Source organism: Nonomuraea sp. B1E8 (genome assembly GCF_039871515.1).
Lineage (GTDB): Bacteria > Actinomycetota > Actinomycetes > Streptosporangiales > Streptosporangiaceae > Nonomuraea.
Genome location: NZ_JBDPLS010000002.1, coordinates 578,697 through 593,488 on the forward strand (window position 1 = coordinate 578,697; position 14,792 = coordinate 593,488).

A 14,792-nucleotide genomic window follows, 5' to 3' on the forward strand; every position below is an offset into this window, starting at 1 on the left:
TCGCCGACCGCAATAGCCGAACCCCCATCCCCACCGACGGATTCCGCTCTCGAACGCCCACAGCCGGGCGGGCCTGCCAAGACCTGGGACGCGACGATCCGGCCCACCGATCCGGCCCACCGATCCGGCTCACCGATCCGGCCCACCGATCCGGCCCACCGATCCGGCCCACCGATCCGGCTCCGATTGCCGCGGCCCAGACGACCGGGCCCCGACGAACCGGTTCGCACGCCGGGTTTGGGGGCGCAGCGACGGCCCGGCTCAGCGCCAGGGCTTGGGATGGCGCAACGACGAACCGGCTCCCGTGCCGGGGCTCGGGGCGATCGGCCTGCGGGGGCGGGCCGGGCGGTTTAGGGTCTGTGCGTGGTCGCACTCATGGCGCTGCTCGGACTCCTGTGCGGACGCGCCATCCGGGCGCTGGCCGACGTCTATGACGACGGTGTCACCCCCGTTCCCCCGTGGCCGCCGGCCATCGAGGTGGTGTGCGCCGCCGTCACCGCGCTCGTCGCGTGGCGGGTGGGGTTGCCGTACGCGTGCTTCGCCGTGATCGGGGTGGCTCTGGCCGTGGTCGACTGGCGTACGAGCCTGCTGCCCGACGCGATCACGCTCCCGGCGTACCCCATCATGGCGCTGGCGCTCGTGCCGACGGGGGAGCTGCCCGCGGCGCTGGCCGGCGGGGCGGCGCTGGCGGTCGTGTACGGGCTGCTCTGGTTCGCCAGGCCGTACGCGATGGGGCTAGGGGACGTGAAGCTGGCCGGTCTCATCGGCATGACGAGCGCGGCGCTGGGCTGGCAGGCGCTGGTCGTCGCCGCCTTCGCCGGACAGTTGCTGGGCGCGCTCTACGCCGTCGCCCTCCTGGTGACGAAGCGCGGGACCCGGCACACCGAGTTCCCTTTCGGGCCGTTCATGCTGCTAGGGGCGTTCAGCGTGCTCTGTCTCGGTTGATGAACGCCGGTCCGGCCACTGGGCCGCACATGGAAGACTTGGAGTCATGTTGCGCTGGTTGACCGCCGGAGAATCCCACGGGCCCGAACTCGTCGCCGTCCTCGAAGGCCTGCCTGCCGGTGTCGAGGTGACCACGGCCGCCATCGACGAGGCCCTGCGCCGCCGCAGGCTCGGCTATGGCCGCGGCGCCCGGATGAAGTTCGAGCAGGACCAGGTGACGATCGTGGGCGGCGTGCGCCACGGGCGCACGATGGGCAGCCCCGTCGCCATCCGCATCGGCAACACCGAGTGGCCCAAGTGGGAGAAGGTCATGGCGGCCGACCCGGTCGACCCGGCCGAGCTGGAGGGCCTGGCCCGCAACGCTCCGAGGTCCCGCCCCCGCCCCGGGCACGCCGACCTGGCCGGCATGCAGAAATACGGGTTCGACGACGCCCGGCAGGTGCTCGACCGGGCCAGCGCCCGCGAGACCGCGGCCCGCGTCGCGCTCGGCGAGGTCGCCAGGCGTTTCCTCAAGCAGGCGCTCGGCGTCGACATCGTCAGCCACGTCACCTCCATCGGCGGCGCCAGGACTCCGGCCGAGACGCTGCCCGGCCCCGCAGACCAGGCCCGCATCGACGACGACCCGGTCAGGTGCGCCGACCCCGAGGGCAGCGCCGCGATGATCGCCGTGATCGACAAGGCGCACAAAGACGGCGACACGCTCGGCGGCGTCGTCGAGGTGCTGGCCTACGGCCTGCCGCCGGGCCTCGGCAGCTACACCCACTGGGACCGCAGGCTCGACTCCCGGCTGGCCGCGGCGCTCATGGGCATCCAGGCCATCAAGGGCGTCGCGGTCGGCGACGGCTTCGAGACCGCCATGCGGCCCGGCTCCCGCGCCCACGACGAGATCGAATACACCGCCGACGACGGCGTCAGGCGCATCACCAACCGCGCGGGGGGCGTCGAGGGCGGCATGACCAACGGCGAGGTCCTGCGCGTCAGCGCCGCGATGAAGCCGATCTCCACGGTGCCGAGAGCCCTGGCCACCATCGACGTCAAGACCGGTGAGGCGGCCAAGGCCCACCACGAGCGCTCCGACGTGTGCGCCGTGCCGGCCGCGGGCATCGTCGCCGAGGCGATGGTCGCGCTGGTGCTGGCCGACACGGCGCTCGAGAAGTTCGGCGGCGACTCCGTCGAGGAGGTCGCGCGCAACCTGTCCGGCTACCTCTCTTCCATGGTGATCAAATGAGCGCAAAGCCATCGGCGAGCATCGTCGTGCTGATCGGCCCTCCCGGGTCAGGCAAGACCACGATCGGGCGGCTGCTGGCCGAGCGGCTCGGTGTCGGGTTCCGCGACACCGACGCCGACGTCGAGGCCGTGGCGGGCAAGCCCGTCTCCGACATCTTCGTCGAGGACGGCGAGGACCGCTTCCGCGAGCTCGAGCACCAGGCCGTGCGCAGGGCGCTGGCCGAGCACGACGGCATCCTGTCCCTCGGCGGCGGCGCCGTGCTCAACGAGGAGACCCAGGCCCTGCTCGACGGCCACCACGTGGTCTACCTGCAGGTGGGGCTCTCCGACGCGGTGCAGCGGGTCGGGCTCGGCTCCGCCAGGCCGCTGCTCGTGCTCAACCCGCGCAGCCGGCTGAAGAAGCTCATGGAGGAGCGGCGGCCGGTCTACGAGCGGCTGGCCGTGACGACCGTGGTCACCGACAAACGCGAGCCGGCCGAGCTGGCCGACGAGATCGTGAAAGGGCTGCCCGCATGAGCGCGACGCGCATCCACGTACGCGGCGACAGCCCCTACGACGTCGTGGTCGGCACCGGCGTGCAGGCCGAGCTGGCGACGCTGCTCAAACCGGGTGTGCGCACGGTCGCGGTCATCCGCCCCGAGAGCCTGCCCGATCTCGCCGGGCCGGTCACCGCGACCCTGTCGGAGCGCGGCTACGAGATCGCCGACCTGCCCGTGCCCGACGGCGAGCAGGCCAAGTCCGTCGACGTGGCCGCGCGCCTGTGGTCCGCGCTCGGCCGGCACGGCGTGACCCGCTCCGACGCCGTGATCGGCGTGGGCGGGGGAGCGACCACCGACCTGGCCGGGTTCGTGGCGGGCACGTGGCTGCGCGGCGTGCAGGTCGTGCTCGTGCCCACGACGCTGCTGGCCATGGTCGACGCGGCCGTCGGCGGCAAGAACGGCATCGACACGCCCGAGGGCAAGAACCTCGTCGGCACGTTCCTTCCGCCGGCCGGGGTGTTGTGCGAGCTGTCGACGCTCGGCAGCATGCCCAGGGCCGACTACGTCGCCGGCCTCGCCGAGATCATCAAGGGCGGCTTCATCGCCGACCCGGACATCCTCACGCTCGTCGAGGCCGACCCCGAGGCCGCCACCACACCCGGCGGCCCGCACACCCGCGAGCTGATCGAGCGCAAGATCCAGGTCAAGGCCGACGTCGTGGGCGCCGACCTGCGCGAATCCGGCCTGCGCGAAGTCCTCAACTACGGCCACACGCTCGCCCACGCCATCGAACGCGAAGAGCACTACACCATCCGCCACGGCGAGGCCGTCGCCATCGGCATGGTCTACGCCGCCGAGCTGTCACGCCTCTCCGGACGCGCCGACCTGGTCGAGCGCACCCGGTCGATCCTCACGAGCGTCGGCCTGCCCGTCTCCTACCGCGCCGGCGCCTGGCCCCGGCTGCGCGACCACATGCGCCTGGACAAGAAGAACCGCGGAGCCAAGCAGCGCTTCGTCGTGCTCGACGACCTGGCGCGACCCGGTCGCCTCGAAGATCCCGCAGAAGAGCTGCTCGAAGCCGCCTACAAGGAGATCTCCGCATGATCCTCGTGCTCAACGGCCCCAACCTGGGCCGGCTCGGCGTCCGCGAGCCCGACGTCTACGGCGCCGAGACGTTCGAGGACCTCGCCACCCTCTGCCGCGACACCGGCCGCAAGCTCGGCGAGCACGTCGAGGTGCGCCAGACCGACGACGAGGCCGAGCTGATCGGCTGGATCCACGAGGCCTGCGACGGCCGCATCCCCGTCGTGCTCAACCCTGCCGCCTTCACCCACTACTCCTACGCTCTGCGCGACGCCATCGCCCAGCGCACCGCCCCGCTCGTCGAGGTGCACATCTCCAATCCCGCGGCCAGGGAAGAGTTTCGCCATACCTCCGTCGTGGCCGGGGTGGCGACGGGCACGATCGCGGGCTTCGGGCTACAGTCGTACATCCTTGCGCTGCACGCTATCGCGGAGATGAAGACGACCTCATGAGGCATTACAAGTCCTTCGTCGCTCTCGGCGACAGCTTCACCGAAGGGCTGAACGACCCCGGGCCGGACGGCCACTACCGCGGCTGGGCCGACCGGGTGGCCGAACGGCTCGCCACCGACAACCCCGGCTTCCGCTACGCCAACCTGGCCGTGCGCGGCAAGCTGATCAGCCAGATCGTCGCCGAGCAGGTGCCGCTGGCCGTCGAGATGGCGCCCGACCTGGTCAGCTTCTGCGCCGGCGGCAACGACCTGCTCAGGCCCGGCAGCGACGCCGACGAGATGGCCAAGCAGGTCGCGCGAGCCGTACGCGACCTGCGGGCCGGGGGCGCCGACGTGCTGCTGTTCACCGGGGTCGACCCGCGCGACACGCCGGTGATGCGGCGCCTGCGCGGCCGCTTCGCCATCTTCTACCTGCACCTGCGCTCCATCGCCGACCTCTACGGGTGCCGGCTCGTCGACCAGTGGTCGATGCAGGGGCTGCGTGACTGGCGGGCATGGAGCACCGACCGCCTGCACATGAACGAAGACGGTCACCGGCTGGTCGCCGCGCGCGTGCTCGACGTGCTGGGGGTGCCGTTCGACGACTGGCGCAAGGGCTGGCCGGAGCGGGCCGTGGACCCCCGGGCGCGCCGGCGCGAAGACGCCCAGTGGATGCGCGAACACCTCGTCCCCTGGGTCTCCCGCCGCCTCCGCGGCGTCTCCTCCGGCGACGGGGTGTCTCCCAAGCGTCCGGATCTTTCTCCTTTTTAGTGTTACGGCTTCGCTGGGTTCGGCCACCCGCCGCAGGTGGCCGATGGCCCTCCAGGAAACGCTCTCTGACCCGTGGCGGGTTTCGAGTCGTTACGGCTTCGCGGTGCTCAGCCACCCGCCGCAGGTGGCTGATGGCCCTCCAGGAAACGCTTTCTGACCCTTCACCGGCGGACAGCCGTTACGGAGCGCGCTCCTGGCCCTCGCCGTGGTCGAACCCGTGACCGGGGATGCGCGCGGCCGGCAGCGATCACACCACCGGAGGCGCGCATTCGCAAGGCTCCTGGCACGCGGTTTCGTCGATGGCCGGGCCCGCACGCATGCGCAGCCGACCCCACCGCCCAGCGAGCGGGCAGGTCGACCGCCCACCCGGCCGGTCTGGTGTTGGCCGCTACGCGAACCGGTCGTGTGTTAACCGTCGCGTGCCTCAGAGGCTGTTTCCGCGAGGCGTTTGAGTGCCGCCCGGGGGATGGCCGGGTCGTTCGTGCGCCAGAACGGCGGAAGGGAACCCAGGAGGAAGCCGCTGTAGCGGGCCGTGGCCAGGCGCGGGTCGAGGACCGCGATCACGCCCTTGTCGTCCTGGGCGCGCAGCAGGCGGCCGGCGCCCTGGGCCAGCAGCAGGGCGGCGTGGTTGGCCGCCACCGCCATGAACCCGTTGCCGCCCTTGGCCGCCACGTGGCGCTGCCGGGCCGAGGTCAGCGGGTCGTCGGGGCGCGGGAACGGCACCCGGTCGATGATCACGAGGCGTAGCGACGGCCCGGGCACGTCGACGCCCTGCCACAGCGACAGCGTCCCGAACAGGCACGTCGGCTCGTCGTCGGCGAACTGCTTGACGAGCAGCATCGTCGAGTCGTCGCCCTGGCACAGCAGCGGCACGTCCAGCCGATCGCGCAGCGCCTCGGTGGCCGCCTTGGCCGCCCGCATCGACGAGAACAACCCCAGCGTGCGGCCCCCGGCCGCCTCGATCAGCTCGGCGATCTCGTCGAGGTAGGCTTGCGGCAGCCCGTCGCGCCCTGGCTGGGGCAGGTGTTTGGCGACGTAGAGGATGCCCGCGCGCGGGTGGTCGAACGGCGAGCCGACGTCGATGCCCTGCCAGCTTCTGCCCTCGCCCAGCCCCCACTGCGCGGCCAGCGGGTCGAACGTGCCGCCGAGCGCGAGCGTGGCCGACGTGAGCACCACCGTGCGCTCCCCGAACAGCTTGTCGCGCAGCATGCCGCTGACGCTCAGCGGCGCGACCCGCAACATCGGCGGCCGGCGGTCGGTGCCGGCGTCGAGCCAGACCACCTCCGCCCGGTCGGCCTCCGCTGCGTGCCCGTAGGCCTCCAGCATGCGCACCGCGGTGTCGTGCACCTCGTCGAGTGCCGTGAACGCGGCCTTGCGCTGCCCCGCCTTGTCAGGGTCGTCCTTGTCGGCGTTGCGCGGGCCGAGCGCGGTGATGCATCGCCAGGCCGTGTCGCGCACCAGCGCCAGCGTCAGCCCGAGCACCTCGGGCAGCTCGTCGATGCGCCCGGGCGGCGCGGCGGTCAGCAGCGCCTTGAGGTCTTCGCCCGCCTCCATCAGCTGGTCGGCGATCGGCTGCTCGATCAGCCGGCCGACCCGGCGGACCGCCAGCATCACCGAGGTGTCGGACAGCTCGCCGGTGACCACCGACGTCACCCGGTCGACGAGCTCGTGGGCCTCGTCGACGACGACGACCTCGTGCTCGGGCAGCACCGGCAGGTCGCCCATGGCGTCGATGGCGAGCAGCGCGTGGTTGGTCACGACCACGTCGACCTCGCCCGCCCGCGCCCTGGCGAGCTCGGCGAAACATTCGGCGCCGCTCGGGCAGCGGGTGGCTCCCAGGCACTCCTGCGCGCTCACCGAGAACTGCCGCCACGCCTGCTCGCTCACGCCGGGCACCAGCTCGTCGCGGTCGCCGGTCTCGGTCTCCTCGGCCCACTCCTGGATGCGCTGCACCATGCGGCCGGTGGCGCTCACCTCGCGCGGGTCGAAGAGCTGGTCCTGCTCGTCCTCCTCGGGCCAGCCCGCCGTCGCCTTGTAGCGGCACAGATAGTTACGCCGGCCCTTGAGAATGGCGAACGTCGGCTCGTGCGGCAGCTCCTTGCCCAGCGCCTCGGAGAGCCTCGGCAGGTCGCGGTCGACGAGCTGGCGCTGCAACGCGATCGTGGCCGTGGAGATCACGACCGGTTTCTCGCTGTCCATCGCGTGGCGGATCGAGGGCACGAGGTAGGCCACTGACTTGCCGGTGCCCGTGCCCGCCTGGACCGCCAGGTGCGTGTTGTCGTCGAGGGCCTGCCGCACGGCCTGGACCATGGTGATCTGGCCCTGCCGTTCGCTCCCTCCGAGAGCGTTGACCGCGATGCTGAGCAGTTCGTCCACTGACGGGAGATGGGAGTCCGGCACGGCACTAAACGCTACCCGCATTCCAGGGCCGCCGCGCCGAACGCGGCGTGATCGGCCAGACGCATCCCGGCATTCCTGAATCGGCGCGACGGCACGCATGGCACACTGGTCGATCGGGACTCCAGCTGGTGTCAGAAAGTCTCCACCGAGCGTGACCAGAGGGAATCCCGGTGTAGGTGGGAAGACCGGTCCCGTAGGGTTTTCCGGGGTTGAGTGGACGAATAAAGGCTGGTTAAAGCAATATGTCCTCCATGTCGGAAGTTGTCCCCTTGCCGTCGTTCGGCGAAGTCTTCTTCGATGCGCGAGGTCAGGAACGGTGTCTCCGCGTCACGTGGCACGAGGGCACACTGGTCCTCAGCCTCTGGCGGGGCGAGATGTGCACGGCGAGCTTCCGCATGCCCATGGAGGACGTCGGGCGGCTGCTCGACACCCTCGACGACGGCTACGCCGAGGCCACGGGCGAGCAGCCGGCGGTGCCCGCGCAGGAGCCGGGCACCGAGGTCATCCCCGGCACCGGCCAATACCACCGGCCGCCCCAGCACGCTCAGCAACCGCCGCAGCAGCCGCAGCCCGACGACCGGCCCACGGCGGCCCTGTCGCCCAACGACGTCCTCGTGGCCAGGGGCGCGCCGCCGGCCCCCCGGGACAAACTGGTGGCCTCGTACGGTGAGACCGCGGCGCCGAGGGAGCACCACGCGCCCGCCTACGGCGAGACCGCGGCCCTCAGAGAGCAGCACACCCCCGCCTACGGCGAGCGGGCCCCCTTCACCGGCCCTCAATACGTCGATCAGACCGCCCCGCAACAGGCCTACACCGGTGACCCTTTCAGCGGCCCTCAGTACGCCGCCGACCCGATGAGCGGCCCGCACTACATCCAGCAGGGCCAGGCCGAGCCCTTCACCGGCCCTCAGTACGTCGAGAACGAACCGGTCTACCAGATGCCCGGCGACCAGCGTCGTCAGGCGCCGGCCAGCACCGACCCGCTGGGCTTCCCTTCGCAGGCCGCCGACCCCTACCAGCCTGCCCAGCAGCACCGGCCCGACTACCCGTCGGACCCGTACCCGTCCGACCCTTACGGACGCCGCTCCGACACCTCCTACCGGCAGCCCCAGCCGCAACAACCGCAGCCGCAACAGACCCAGCCGAGCACGGCCGGTCTGGGCACCCCCATGCACGGCATCCCGGGGGCCGGCCGGCCTCGCCCGGCCCCGCAGCAACGTCAGGCGCCGCCCCACCAGAACCCCGTGGACCCGCTGCTGACCCTCGGCCGCCATGAACAGGGTGATCCCGAGATGACCCGCCCGTACGTCGGGGACCCGATGTTCTCCACGGGCGAGCGCCTGCGTCCCGAGCAGCCGGACTACCACGAAAGAAGCGACCGCAGGGAGTGGTGACGCGCGCCCGCCGGTCCGTCGCCGCAACGCCTCCGCCGCGCGCCCCGTCCGCCTGACGCGTCATCGCCCCCCGCACGCCGTGCGCCGCACCTCGCCCCCTGGCGCGGGGTCCGCTCACACGGGATCCGTCGGCGCGGTGACCGTTCCCGCGCGACGTGAGCGGGCCACGCTCCTCCCGCGGGTACGTTCACGGCGGGGTGATCGGGCCGAGGGGGAGGGGAGCGCCGGTGAATCCCACCATGGGCCTGGACCCGGAGCTGGCGCTGTTGGTGTTCCTGCCGCCGCTGCTCTACTCCGCCGTGCTCGACAGCTCCTACCTGCGGCTGCGTGAGGTCAGGCGGCCCGTGGGGCTGCTGTCGGTCGGGCTGGCGCTGGCGTACGACCTGTCGTGGGTGTTCGAGCGTACGCGCGACTCGCTGGTCGAGAACGCGCTGATGTTGCTGATCCCGTTCGCCGCCCAAAGAGGCGATGCTGGAGCGCTAACCCATCCGGCTGTCCACGAAGCACCAGCGCCACTGCTCGCCGGGTTCGTAGGACTGCATCACAGGATGGCTGGTGGCGTGGAAGTGGGCGGTGGCGTGTTTGGCCGGCGAGGAGTCGCAGCAGCCGATGTGACCGCACTCCAGGCAGCGCCGCAGGTGCACCCACCGGCCTCCGTCGGCCAGGCATTCCTCGCAGCCCTCCGGCGTCCTCGCCGCCGGGTCGTCGGCCTGGGAAAGGTGTTCGCACGTGGCCATAGACCCATTCTATGACCGCCGTGCGGCTCGGCCCTTGGCGGGGCGCCGGCGCCCCGCCGCAGGCGGGCTCCTCCGCGCCACTCGATGAACACGGCGGTGTCACCGAGCGTGGGGAACTCCCCGGTCTTCTCGACCTTCTTGGGCGTGGATCCCGGCTCGGTGCCGCAGAGGTAGTGCGGTCTCCGGCCAGCGGGCGCATTAAGGGAGTTGCGTTCCCGGGCTTTCCGGGTTTTCCGCATCACGCCGCCCGGGGCGGCAGAGCTCGTCGCAGCCGCCGAACCGGGCCGTGTCCATCGGGGTGAACGACGTCGGCGTCACGCGCTTCAGCGCCGCCGCCATCGTGTCCCGCCAGATGGGCCCGGGCACGCTCGCGCCCTGCACCGCGCCGTGGTAGCGGCCGCCGAGCGTCACCCCGACGAGCTTGTGCCGCTGGGAGCCGCGCGGGTCGCCGACGCTCACCGCGCCCGCCAGGTCGGGGGTGAACCCGGCGAACCACGCCGCCGCGTAGTCGTCGGTGGTGCCGGTCTTGCCCGCCGCATCACGGCCGATGCCGCCGACGCCGCTCATCGTGCCCTTGGTGAAAACGCCCGACAACACGGACGAGGCCGCGTCCGCGACGGCGGGGTCGAGGACCTGGCGGCATTTCGGCCGGTAGCGGGTGGTCGAGCCGTCCCGGTCGGTGATGCGGGTGATCGCCATCGGCGCGCAGTGGCGGCCGCGCGCCCCGATCGCCGCGTACGCGTTCGCCACGGTCACCGGGTCCATCTCGTTGATGCCGAGCGTGAACGTCTCGTACTCCTGCAGCTTCTTCCCGTCCGCGCGGCGGATCCCCAGCGACTCGGCCATCGTGACCGTCTCGCACAGCCCGACCCGCTGCTCCAGCTCCATGAAGAACGTGTTGACGGAGTCCCACGTGCCGGTGCGCAGCGTCTTCCAGCCCGGCGAGCCCTCGTCGTTGGTGACCGTGTGCGTGGGGTCGCCGACGTTCTCGCCCGCGCAGTTCTTGAACGAGGCGTACCCCGGCGCGCGGTATCCGGCGCCCGCCTTGAGGCCGTCGTCCACCTTCATGCCCTGCTGCAACGCGGCGAGCAGGGTGAACGTTTTGAACGTGGAGCCCGCCTGAAATCCCGCCCCGCCCCCGTGCGCGGCGTCCGCGACCACGTTGTACGAGATCTCGTTCCTGGCGGCGCTGCGGCCGTAGCGCCTGCTCGCGGCCATCGCCCTGATCGCGCCGGTGCCCGGCTGGACCAGGGCCTCAGCGGCCACGGCGCGGTCCGAGGGCCTGACCCACGTCGTGATCGCCCGGTCGGCGGCGGCCTGCATGGCCGGATCGATCGTGGTCCTGATGGTCAGGCCGCCGCGGTTGAGCCTGGCCAGGCGTGCCTCGGCGGTCGGGCCGAAGCCGGGGTCGCTGAGGATCTCATGCCTGACATAAAGGCAAAAGTACGGATATTTGCTGGATTCGCAGCCGCCGGGGAGCTTCGTGCCCCTGTATCCCAGCCCGGTGGCCTTGGCCTTCGCCGCCTCGGCCGGGGTGATCGTGCCGAGTTCGGCCATCCGGCCCAGCACGACGTCGCGCCGCGCGCGCAGCCTCTCGCGCTGCGCCCTGCCCAGGTTGGGGTCGGTGGCGTTGGGATCCTGCACGGCCCCGGCCAGCGTCGCCGCCTGGGGCAGGGTCAGGTCGGAGGCCTTGACGCCGAAGAAACGTTTCGCCGCCGCCTCCACGCCATAGGCGCCCGCGCCGAAATACGCGATGTTCAGATATTTTTCGAGGATCTGGTCCTTGGTGTACTTCTCCTCGACCCCCATGGCGTAACGCAGTTCGCTGAGCTTGCGCGCGTAGCTGGCCTCCACCGCCGCGTCACGCTCCTCGTCACTGTCGGCCGAGTTGAGCAGCACCTGCTTGACGTACTGCTGGGTGATGCTCGACCCGCCCTGGCTGACCCGGCCCGCCCGCAGGTTCGCGGCCAGCGCCCGGAGCGTGCCCTCGACGTCGATCGCGCCGTGCTCGTAGAAGCGGTAGTCCTCGATCGAGACGATGGCCGTCTTCATCACGTCGGCGATCTCGTCGAAGCCGACGACCTCGCGGTATTCCTCGTAGAAGCGGGCGATCTCCTTCCCCCTGGCGTCCTGCACGATCGTGACCTCCGCCGGCGGCGGCTCGACGAGCTCGGCGGGCTCGAGGTTCACCCCTTCGGCCGCCGCCACGAACCCGAACCCCGCGCCGCCCACGGCGGGCAGCGCGATCCCCGCGACCAGCACGCCCGCCGCCACCCCCACGGCGGCGAGGCGGACGATCTGCGTCCCCCGGCGTGCCATCAGAGTCTGCCGAGCCCGCGGGCCAGGATGGTGGCGGTCTTCGCGATGGTCTTGTCGTCGGCGGCCAGGCCAGGCGTGCGGTTGGTGTAGATGGCCATGATGATGGGAGCGGCCTTCTTGTCCGGCCAGATGACGGCGATGTCGTTACCGCCGCCGAACCCGTCGGAGTTGGTGCCGGTCTTGTCGCCGATCGTCCAGGTCTTGGGCAGGCCGGCGCGGATGCGGGCGTCTCCGGTCTTGTTCGCGATCAGCCAGGCGTTGAGCCGGGCGCGGTCCTTGGCGTCGAGCGCCTTGCCGTACGTGACGGCGCGCAGGTCGCGGGCGATGGCCGACGGGGTGGTGGTGTCGCGCCGGCTCTTGGGCGTCCAGTCGTTGAGCTCGGTCTCCCAGCGGTCGAGGCGTGAGACGCGGTCGTTCAGCGACCGGAAGTACCTGGTCAGCCCGGCCGGTCCGCCGATCTGCTTCAGGACCATGTTGCCCGCGGTGTTGTCGCTCATGGTGATGGCGGCGTCGCAGAGCGCGGCCACGGTCATGCCGTCCTTGACGTGCTTCTCCGTGACGGGGGAGTAGTCCACCAGCTCGCGGGCCGTCCACCGGACGCGCTTGTTCATCAGCCCCGGCCGGGAGGTGCGGGCCTTGTGCAGCACCGCCGCGCACGCCATCGCCTTGAACGTGGACAGCAGCGGGAACCGCTCGCCCGATCGGTACGCGATCGTCCTGCCGGTGGCGGTGTCGATCGCGTACGCGCCGATGCGGCCCTTGAACGAGCGTTCCAGGGCCCGCAACTCCTTCGCGGCCCGGGCCTGCCCGGACGTGACCGTCGTGGCCGAGGCCGTGCCGGTGACGAGACCGCACCCCAGGAGGGTGATCGTCAGAGCGGTCGCCGTCGCCGCCCGGAGGTGTCGCATGTCGAATCCTTCGCCGTCGTCCGTCAGAGGGCAGGAGCAAAGCAGATGCGATCAGCGGATGTCTAATAGCGATATCGCGAAGGGAGCGATATCCGATCACGCATGACGCCAGGTGAGCAGCACCATTCCGCCGGCGATGGCCAGCCCGAGCGCGTGCAGGCACAGGGTCGGCACGATGCCGAGCGCGCCGCCGAGCACCCCCGCCGCCGCCATGCCGGCCAGCGAGGTGGCCGCCTGGGCGCTGCCCAGCAGGCCGATGACGCCGCCGCGGCGATCGTCGGTGGTGACGGTCTGGGCCAGGGTGGTGAAGCCCGCCATCGCGGCCGCCGCCGGCACGCCGGCCAGCACGATCAGCACGAGCGCGGGCCAGAGTGCGGGCCCGGATGCGGGCCCGCATCCGGGCCCGCATCCGGGCAGGGCAAGGGGGTAGGCGAACAGCGCCAGATCGACCGCCCCGAACACGATCGTCCCCCAGCCCAGTAACCCCCGCGGGGTCGCCCTTCCCGGGCGGGCCGCGACGACGAGCCCGCCGAGCAGCCCGCCGACCGCCTGCACCGACAGGAACAGCCCGTACGCGTCGCCGCCGCCGCCGAGGACGTCCGCGACGAAGGGCGCGGCCAGCGTGGCGAAGATCCCCTCGCCAGCCCTGTGATCACCATGTACGCCACCAGCACGCGCACGCCCGCGTTCCCCATGGCCAGGCGGAGCCCCGAGATCCACTGTCCGCCCGCCGACATCGACCTCGCGGGCCGTCCCGGCGCCCGCACCGCCGCCTGCAGGGCCGCCGAGACGACGAAGCTGGTGACGTCGACGAGCACGACGGCGGGCAGCCCGCCCGCGCTGACGGCGACGCCGCCCAGCATCGCTCCCAGCAGGCGGGCCAGCTGCCCGCTCTGCCCGTGCAGGGCGTTGGCGCGCACGAGCTGGGACTCCGCCACGACCTGCGGGAGCAGCGCCTTCTGCGCGGGCACGAGCACCGTGCTGAGAACGCCCGTCCAGAGCGCGACCGCGTACACGATCCACATCTGGGCCGGGTCGCGCACCGCCAGCAGCGGCAGCAGCCCGAGGGCGAGCAGCAGCTCGGTGACCACCAGCAGCCGCCGGCGGTCCCAGCGGTCGGCCAGCATCCCGGCCACCGATCCGAGCAACACGTCGGGCAGCCGCGAGACCACCAGCATGATGGCGGTGGACAGCGTCGAGCCGGTGAGCTGGTAGACGTGGAAGGCCAGGCCGGTGCTGATCGCCCAGTCGCCGGTCTGCGAGACCACGCCGGCGAGGAGCAGCCGCCGGTAGTCGCGGTTGCCGCGCAGCGGTCCCGGCGCCCGGGACGCCGCCCCGGCCGGCATCCGGGAGACCGCGCCGGACACCGCGGTGCCCGGTGTCCCGGGCGGCTCCCCGGACGGCTCCCCGGACGGCTCCCCGGACGGCTCCCCGGGCGGTGTCCCGGCGGGCGCCTCAGCCATCGCAGCCGGCCGGCGGCAGCGGGACGACGACCTGCGTCAGGAGCACGGGCCGGGCGCCGTCGGGCTGCGCCGCCGGGTCGCCCACGCGCGCCATCAGCGGCTCCAGCAACTCCGTGATGGCCGCGCCGATCTCGGCTACCTCGTCGGGAGTGGCATGGAGGTAGAAGTTGCCGATCCCGCCGACCGAGCGCCACGGCTCCGGCTCCTCCTGCCGCCGCTCCCCCCAATCCGCCAGCCGCGCCAGCGCCCGCTCGGCGATGACCTGCTCCAGCAGGCTCCTGGCGGCCGAGTGCTCGAGCCCGGGCACGCCGTCGTCCCACTCCTGGACGCGCTCGGTCACCTTCCACGGCCGCTCGCGCTCGTCGCGGGCCTCGGCCTGCTCCACGAAGCCGTATTTGGCGAGCTGCCGCAGGTGGTAGGAGGCCAGCGCCTGGCTGACGCCGGTCTCGCGCCCGGCGTCGGCGGCGGTCGTGGGGCCCGCCCGCAGCAGCAGCTCGTGCAGTGCCAGCCGGACGGGATGAGCGAAGGCCCGCATGGCCGCCGGGTCGTCGAGCCGCCGGCGCGAGAATTCCAAAGACATGCTTGGAATCTTCGGGCTCGGGGGAAAGCTATGTCAAGGAAATCCTTGGCATCAGG

The 14,792-nt window shown here is 72.0% G+C and carries 14 protein-coding genes; 7 read left to right on the forward strand and 7 right to left on the reverse strand.

The window, feature by feature from the left end; genetic code table 11:
• Window positions 1-363: 363 nt before the first annotated feature.
• The 6 genes from ABGA98_RS11690 to ABGA98_RS11715 are packed head-to-tail and all read left to right on the forward strand — an operon-like array spanning window position 364 to window position 4,935.
• Window positions 364-945, forward strand: coding sequence for an A24 family peptidase (locus tag ABGA98_RS11690; protein ID WP_347618231.1), 582 nt, complete (start codon window positions 364-366; stop codon window positions 943-945).
• Between the two features lie 46 nt (window positions 946-991).
• The gene (gene aroC / locus ABGA98_RS11695) at window positions 992-2,173 is read left to right on the forward strand and encodes a chorismate synthase (protein WP_347618232.1); all 1,182 of its coding nucleotides are present in this window, start codon (window positions 992-994) and stop codon (window positions 2,171-2,173) included.
• Window positions 2,170-2,688, forward strand: a complete 519-nt coding sequence (locus tag ABGA98_RS11700; protein WP_347618233.1) for a shikimate kinase — start codon at window positions 2,170-2,172, stop codon at window positions 2,686-2,688. The genes aroC and ABGA98_RS11700 overlap by 4 nt, the downstream gene beginning before the upstream one ends.
• Window positions 2,685-3,755, forward strand: a complete 1,071-nt coding sequence (aroB, locus tag ABGA98_RS11705) for a 3-dehydroquinate synthase (protein ID WP_347618234.1) — start codon at window positions 2,685-2,687, stop codon at window positions 3,753-3,755. The genes ABGA98_RS11700 and aroB overlap by 4 nt, the downstream gene beginning before the upstream one ends.
• Window positions 3,752-4,186 carry a type II 3-dehydroquinate dehydratase gene (gene aroQ / locus ABGA98_RS11710; protein ID WP_347618235.1) on the forward strand — a complete coding sequence of 145 codons (435 nt, stop codon included), beginning with the start codon at window positions 3,752-3,754 and terminating at the stop codon, window positions 4,184-4,186. Before aroB ends, aroQ begins: the two co-directional genes overlap by 4 nt.
• Window positions 4,183-4,935, forward strand: coding sequence for an SGNH/GDSL hydrolase family protein (locus ABGA98_RS11715; RefSeq protein ID WP_347618236.1), 753 nt, complete (start codon window positions 4,183-4,185; stop codon window positions 4,933-4,935). The genes aroQ and ABGA98_RS11715 overlap by 4 nt, the downstream gene beginning before the upstream one ends.
• 408 nt (window positions 4,936-5,343) lie before the next feature.
• On the opposite strand, the gene ABGA98_RS11720 is transcribed toward ABGA98_RS11715, so the two are convergent.
• Window positions 5,344-7,356: an ATP-dependent DNA helicase gene (locus ABGA98_RS11720; RefSeq protein WP_347618237.1), complete on the reverse strand. Its 2,013-nt coding sequence runs from the start codon at window positions 7,354-7,356 to the stop codon at window positions 5,344-5,346.
• Window positions 7,357-7,586: 230 nt separating this feature from the next.
• On the opposite strand from ABGA98_RS11720, the gene ABGA98_RS11725 reads away from it, so the two are divergent.
• Complete coding sequence (locus ABGA98_RS11725) at window positions 7,587-8,729, forward strand: hypothetical protein (protein WP_347618238.1); 1,143 nt, start codon at window positions 7,587-7,589, stop codon at window positions 8,727-8,729.
• Between the two features lie 479 nt (window positions 8,730-9,208).
• Here the strand turns inward: ABGA98_RS11725 and ABGA98_RS11730 are convergent, their stop codons facing one another.
• The 6 genes from ABGA98_RS11730 to ABGA98_RS11755 all read right to left on the reverse strand — a co-directional run bounded on the left by ABGA98_RS11730 (window position 9,209) and on the right by ABGA98_RS11755 (window position 14,736).
• Complete coding sequence (locus tag ABGA98_RS11730; protein ID WP_347618239.1) at window positions 9,209-9,466, reverse strand: UBP-type zinc finger domain-containing protein; 258 nt, start codon at window positions 9,464-9,466, stop codon at window positions 9,209-9,211.
• 198 nt (window positions 9,467-9,664) lie between these two features.
• The gene (locus ABGA98_RS11735) at window positions 9,665-11,785 is read right to left on the reverse strand and encodes a transglycosylase domain-containing protein (protein ID WP_347618240.1); all 2,121 of its coding nucleotides are present in this window, start codon (window positions 11,783-11,785) and stop codon (window positions 9,665-9,667) included.
• Window positions 11,785-12,693 (reverse strand): class A beta-lactamase, encoded by a 909-nt coding sequence (bla, locus tag ABGA98_RS11740; RefSeq protein ID WP_347618241.1) that lies wholly within the window; start codon window positions 12,691-12,693, stop codon window positions 11,785-11,787. The genes ABGA98_RS11735 and bla overlap by 1 nt, the downstream gene beginning before the upstream one ends.
• Before the next feature lie 96 nt (window positions 12,694-12,789).
• Window positions 12,790-13,050 carry a hypothetical protein gene (locus tag ABGA98_RS11745; RefSeq protein WP_347618242.1) on the reverse strand — a complete coding sequence of 87 codons (261 nt, stop codon included), beginning with the start codon at window positions 13,048-13,050 and terminating at the stop codon, window positions 12,790-12,792.
• Entirely contained in the window at window positions 13,044-14,156 is a 1,113-nt protein-coding gene (locus ABGA98_RS11750) for an MFS transporter (RefSeq protein ID WP_347618243.1), read from the reverse strand. The genes ABGA98_RS11745 and ABGA98_RS11750 overlap by 7 nt, the downstream gene beginning before the upstream one ends.
• Window positions 14,149-14,736: a helix-turn-helix domain-containing protein gene (locus tag ABGA98_RS11755; protein WP_347618244.1), complete on the reverse strand. Its 588-nt coding sequence runs from the start codon at window positions 14,734-14,736 to the stop codon at window positions 14,149-14,151. The genes ABGA98_RS11750 and ABGA98_RS11755 overlap by 8 nt, the downstream gene beginning before the upstream one ends.
• Window positions 14,737-14,792 lie beyond the last annotated feature (56 nt).

Excerpts from the sequence above, each read along its gene's own strand:
- aroC (WP_347618232.1), top strand. The coding sequence starts at position 992 with ATGTTGCGCTGGTTGACCGCCGGAGAATCCCACGGGCCCGAACTCGTC.
- ABGA98_RS11700 (WP_347618233.1), top strand. The coding sequence starts at position 2,170 with ATGAGCGCAAAGCCATCGGCGAGCATCGTCGTGCTGATCGGCCCTCCC.
- aroB (WP_347618234.1), top strand. The coding sequence starts at position 2,685 with ATGAGCGCGACGCGCATCCACGTACGCGGCGACAGCCCCTACGACGTC.
- aroQ (WP_347618235.1), top strand. The coding sequence starts at position 3,752 with ATGATCCTCGTGCTCAACGGCCCCAACCTGGGCCGGCTCGGCGTCCGC.
- ABGA98_RS11715 (WP_347618236.1), top strand. The coding sequence starts at position 4,183 with ATGAGGCATTACAAGTCCTTCGTCGCTCTCGGCGACAGCTTCACCGAA.
- ABGA98_RS11720 (WP_347618237.1), bottom strand. The coding sequence starts at position 7,356 with ATGCGGGTAGCGTTTAGTGCCGTGCCGGACTCCCATCTCCCGTCAGTG.
- ABGA98_RS11725 (WP_347618238.1), top strand. The coding sequence starts at position 7,587 with ATGTCGGAAGTTGTCCCCTTGCCGTCGTTCGGCGAAGTCTTCTTCGAT.
- ABGA98_RS11730 (WP_347618239.1), bottom strand. The coding sequence starts at position 9,466 with ATGGCCACGTGCGAACACCTTTCCCAGGCCGACGACCCGGCGGCGAGG.
- ABGA98_RS11735 (WP_347618240.1), bottom strand. The coding sequence starts at position 11,785 with ATGGCACGCCGGGGGACGCAGATCGTCCGCCTCGCCGCCGTGGGGGTG.
- bla (WP_347618241.1), bottom strand. The coding sequence starts at position 12,693 with ATGCGACACCTCCGGGCGGCGACGGCGACCGCTCTGACGATCACCCTC.
- ABGA98_RS11750 (WP_347618243.1), bottom strand. The coding sequence starts at position 14,156 with ATGGCTGAGGCGCCCGCCGGGACACCGCCCGGGGAGCCGTCCGGGGAG.
- ABGA98_RS11755 (WP_347618244.1), bottom strand. The coding sequence starts at position 14,736 with ATGTCTTTGGAATTCTCGCGCCGGCGGCTCGACGACCCGGCGGCCATG.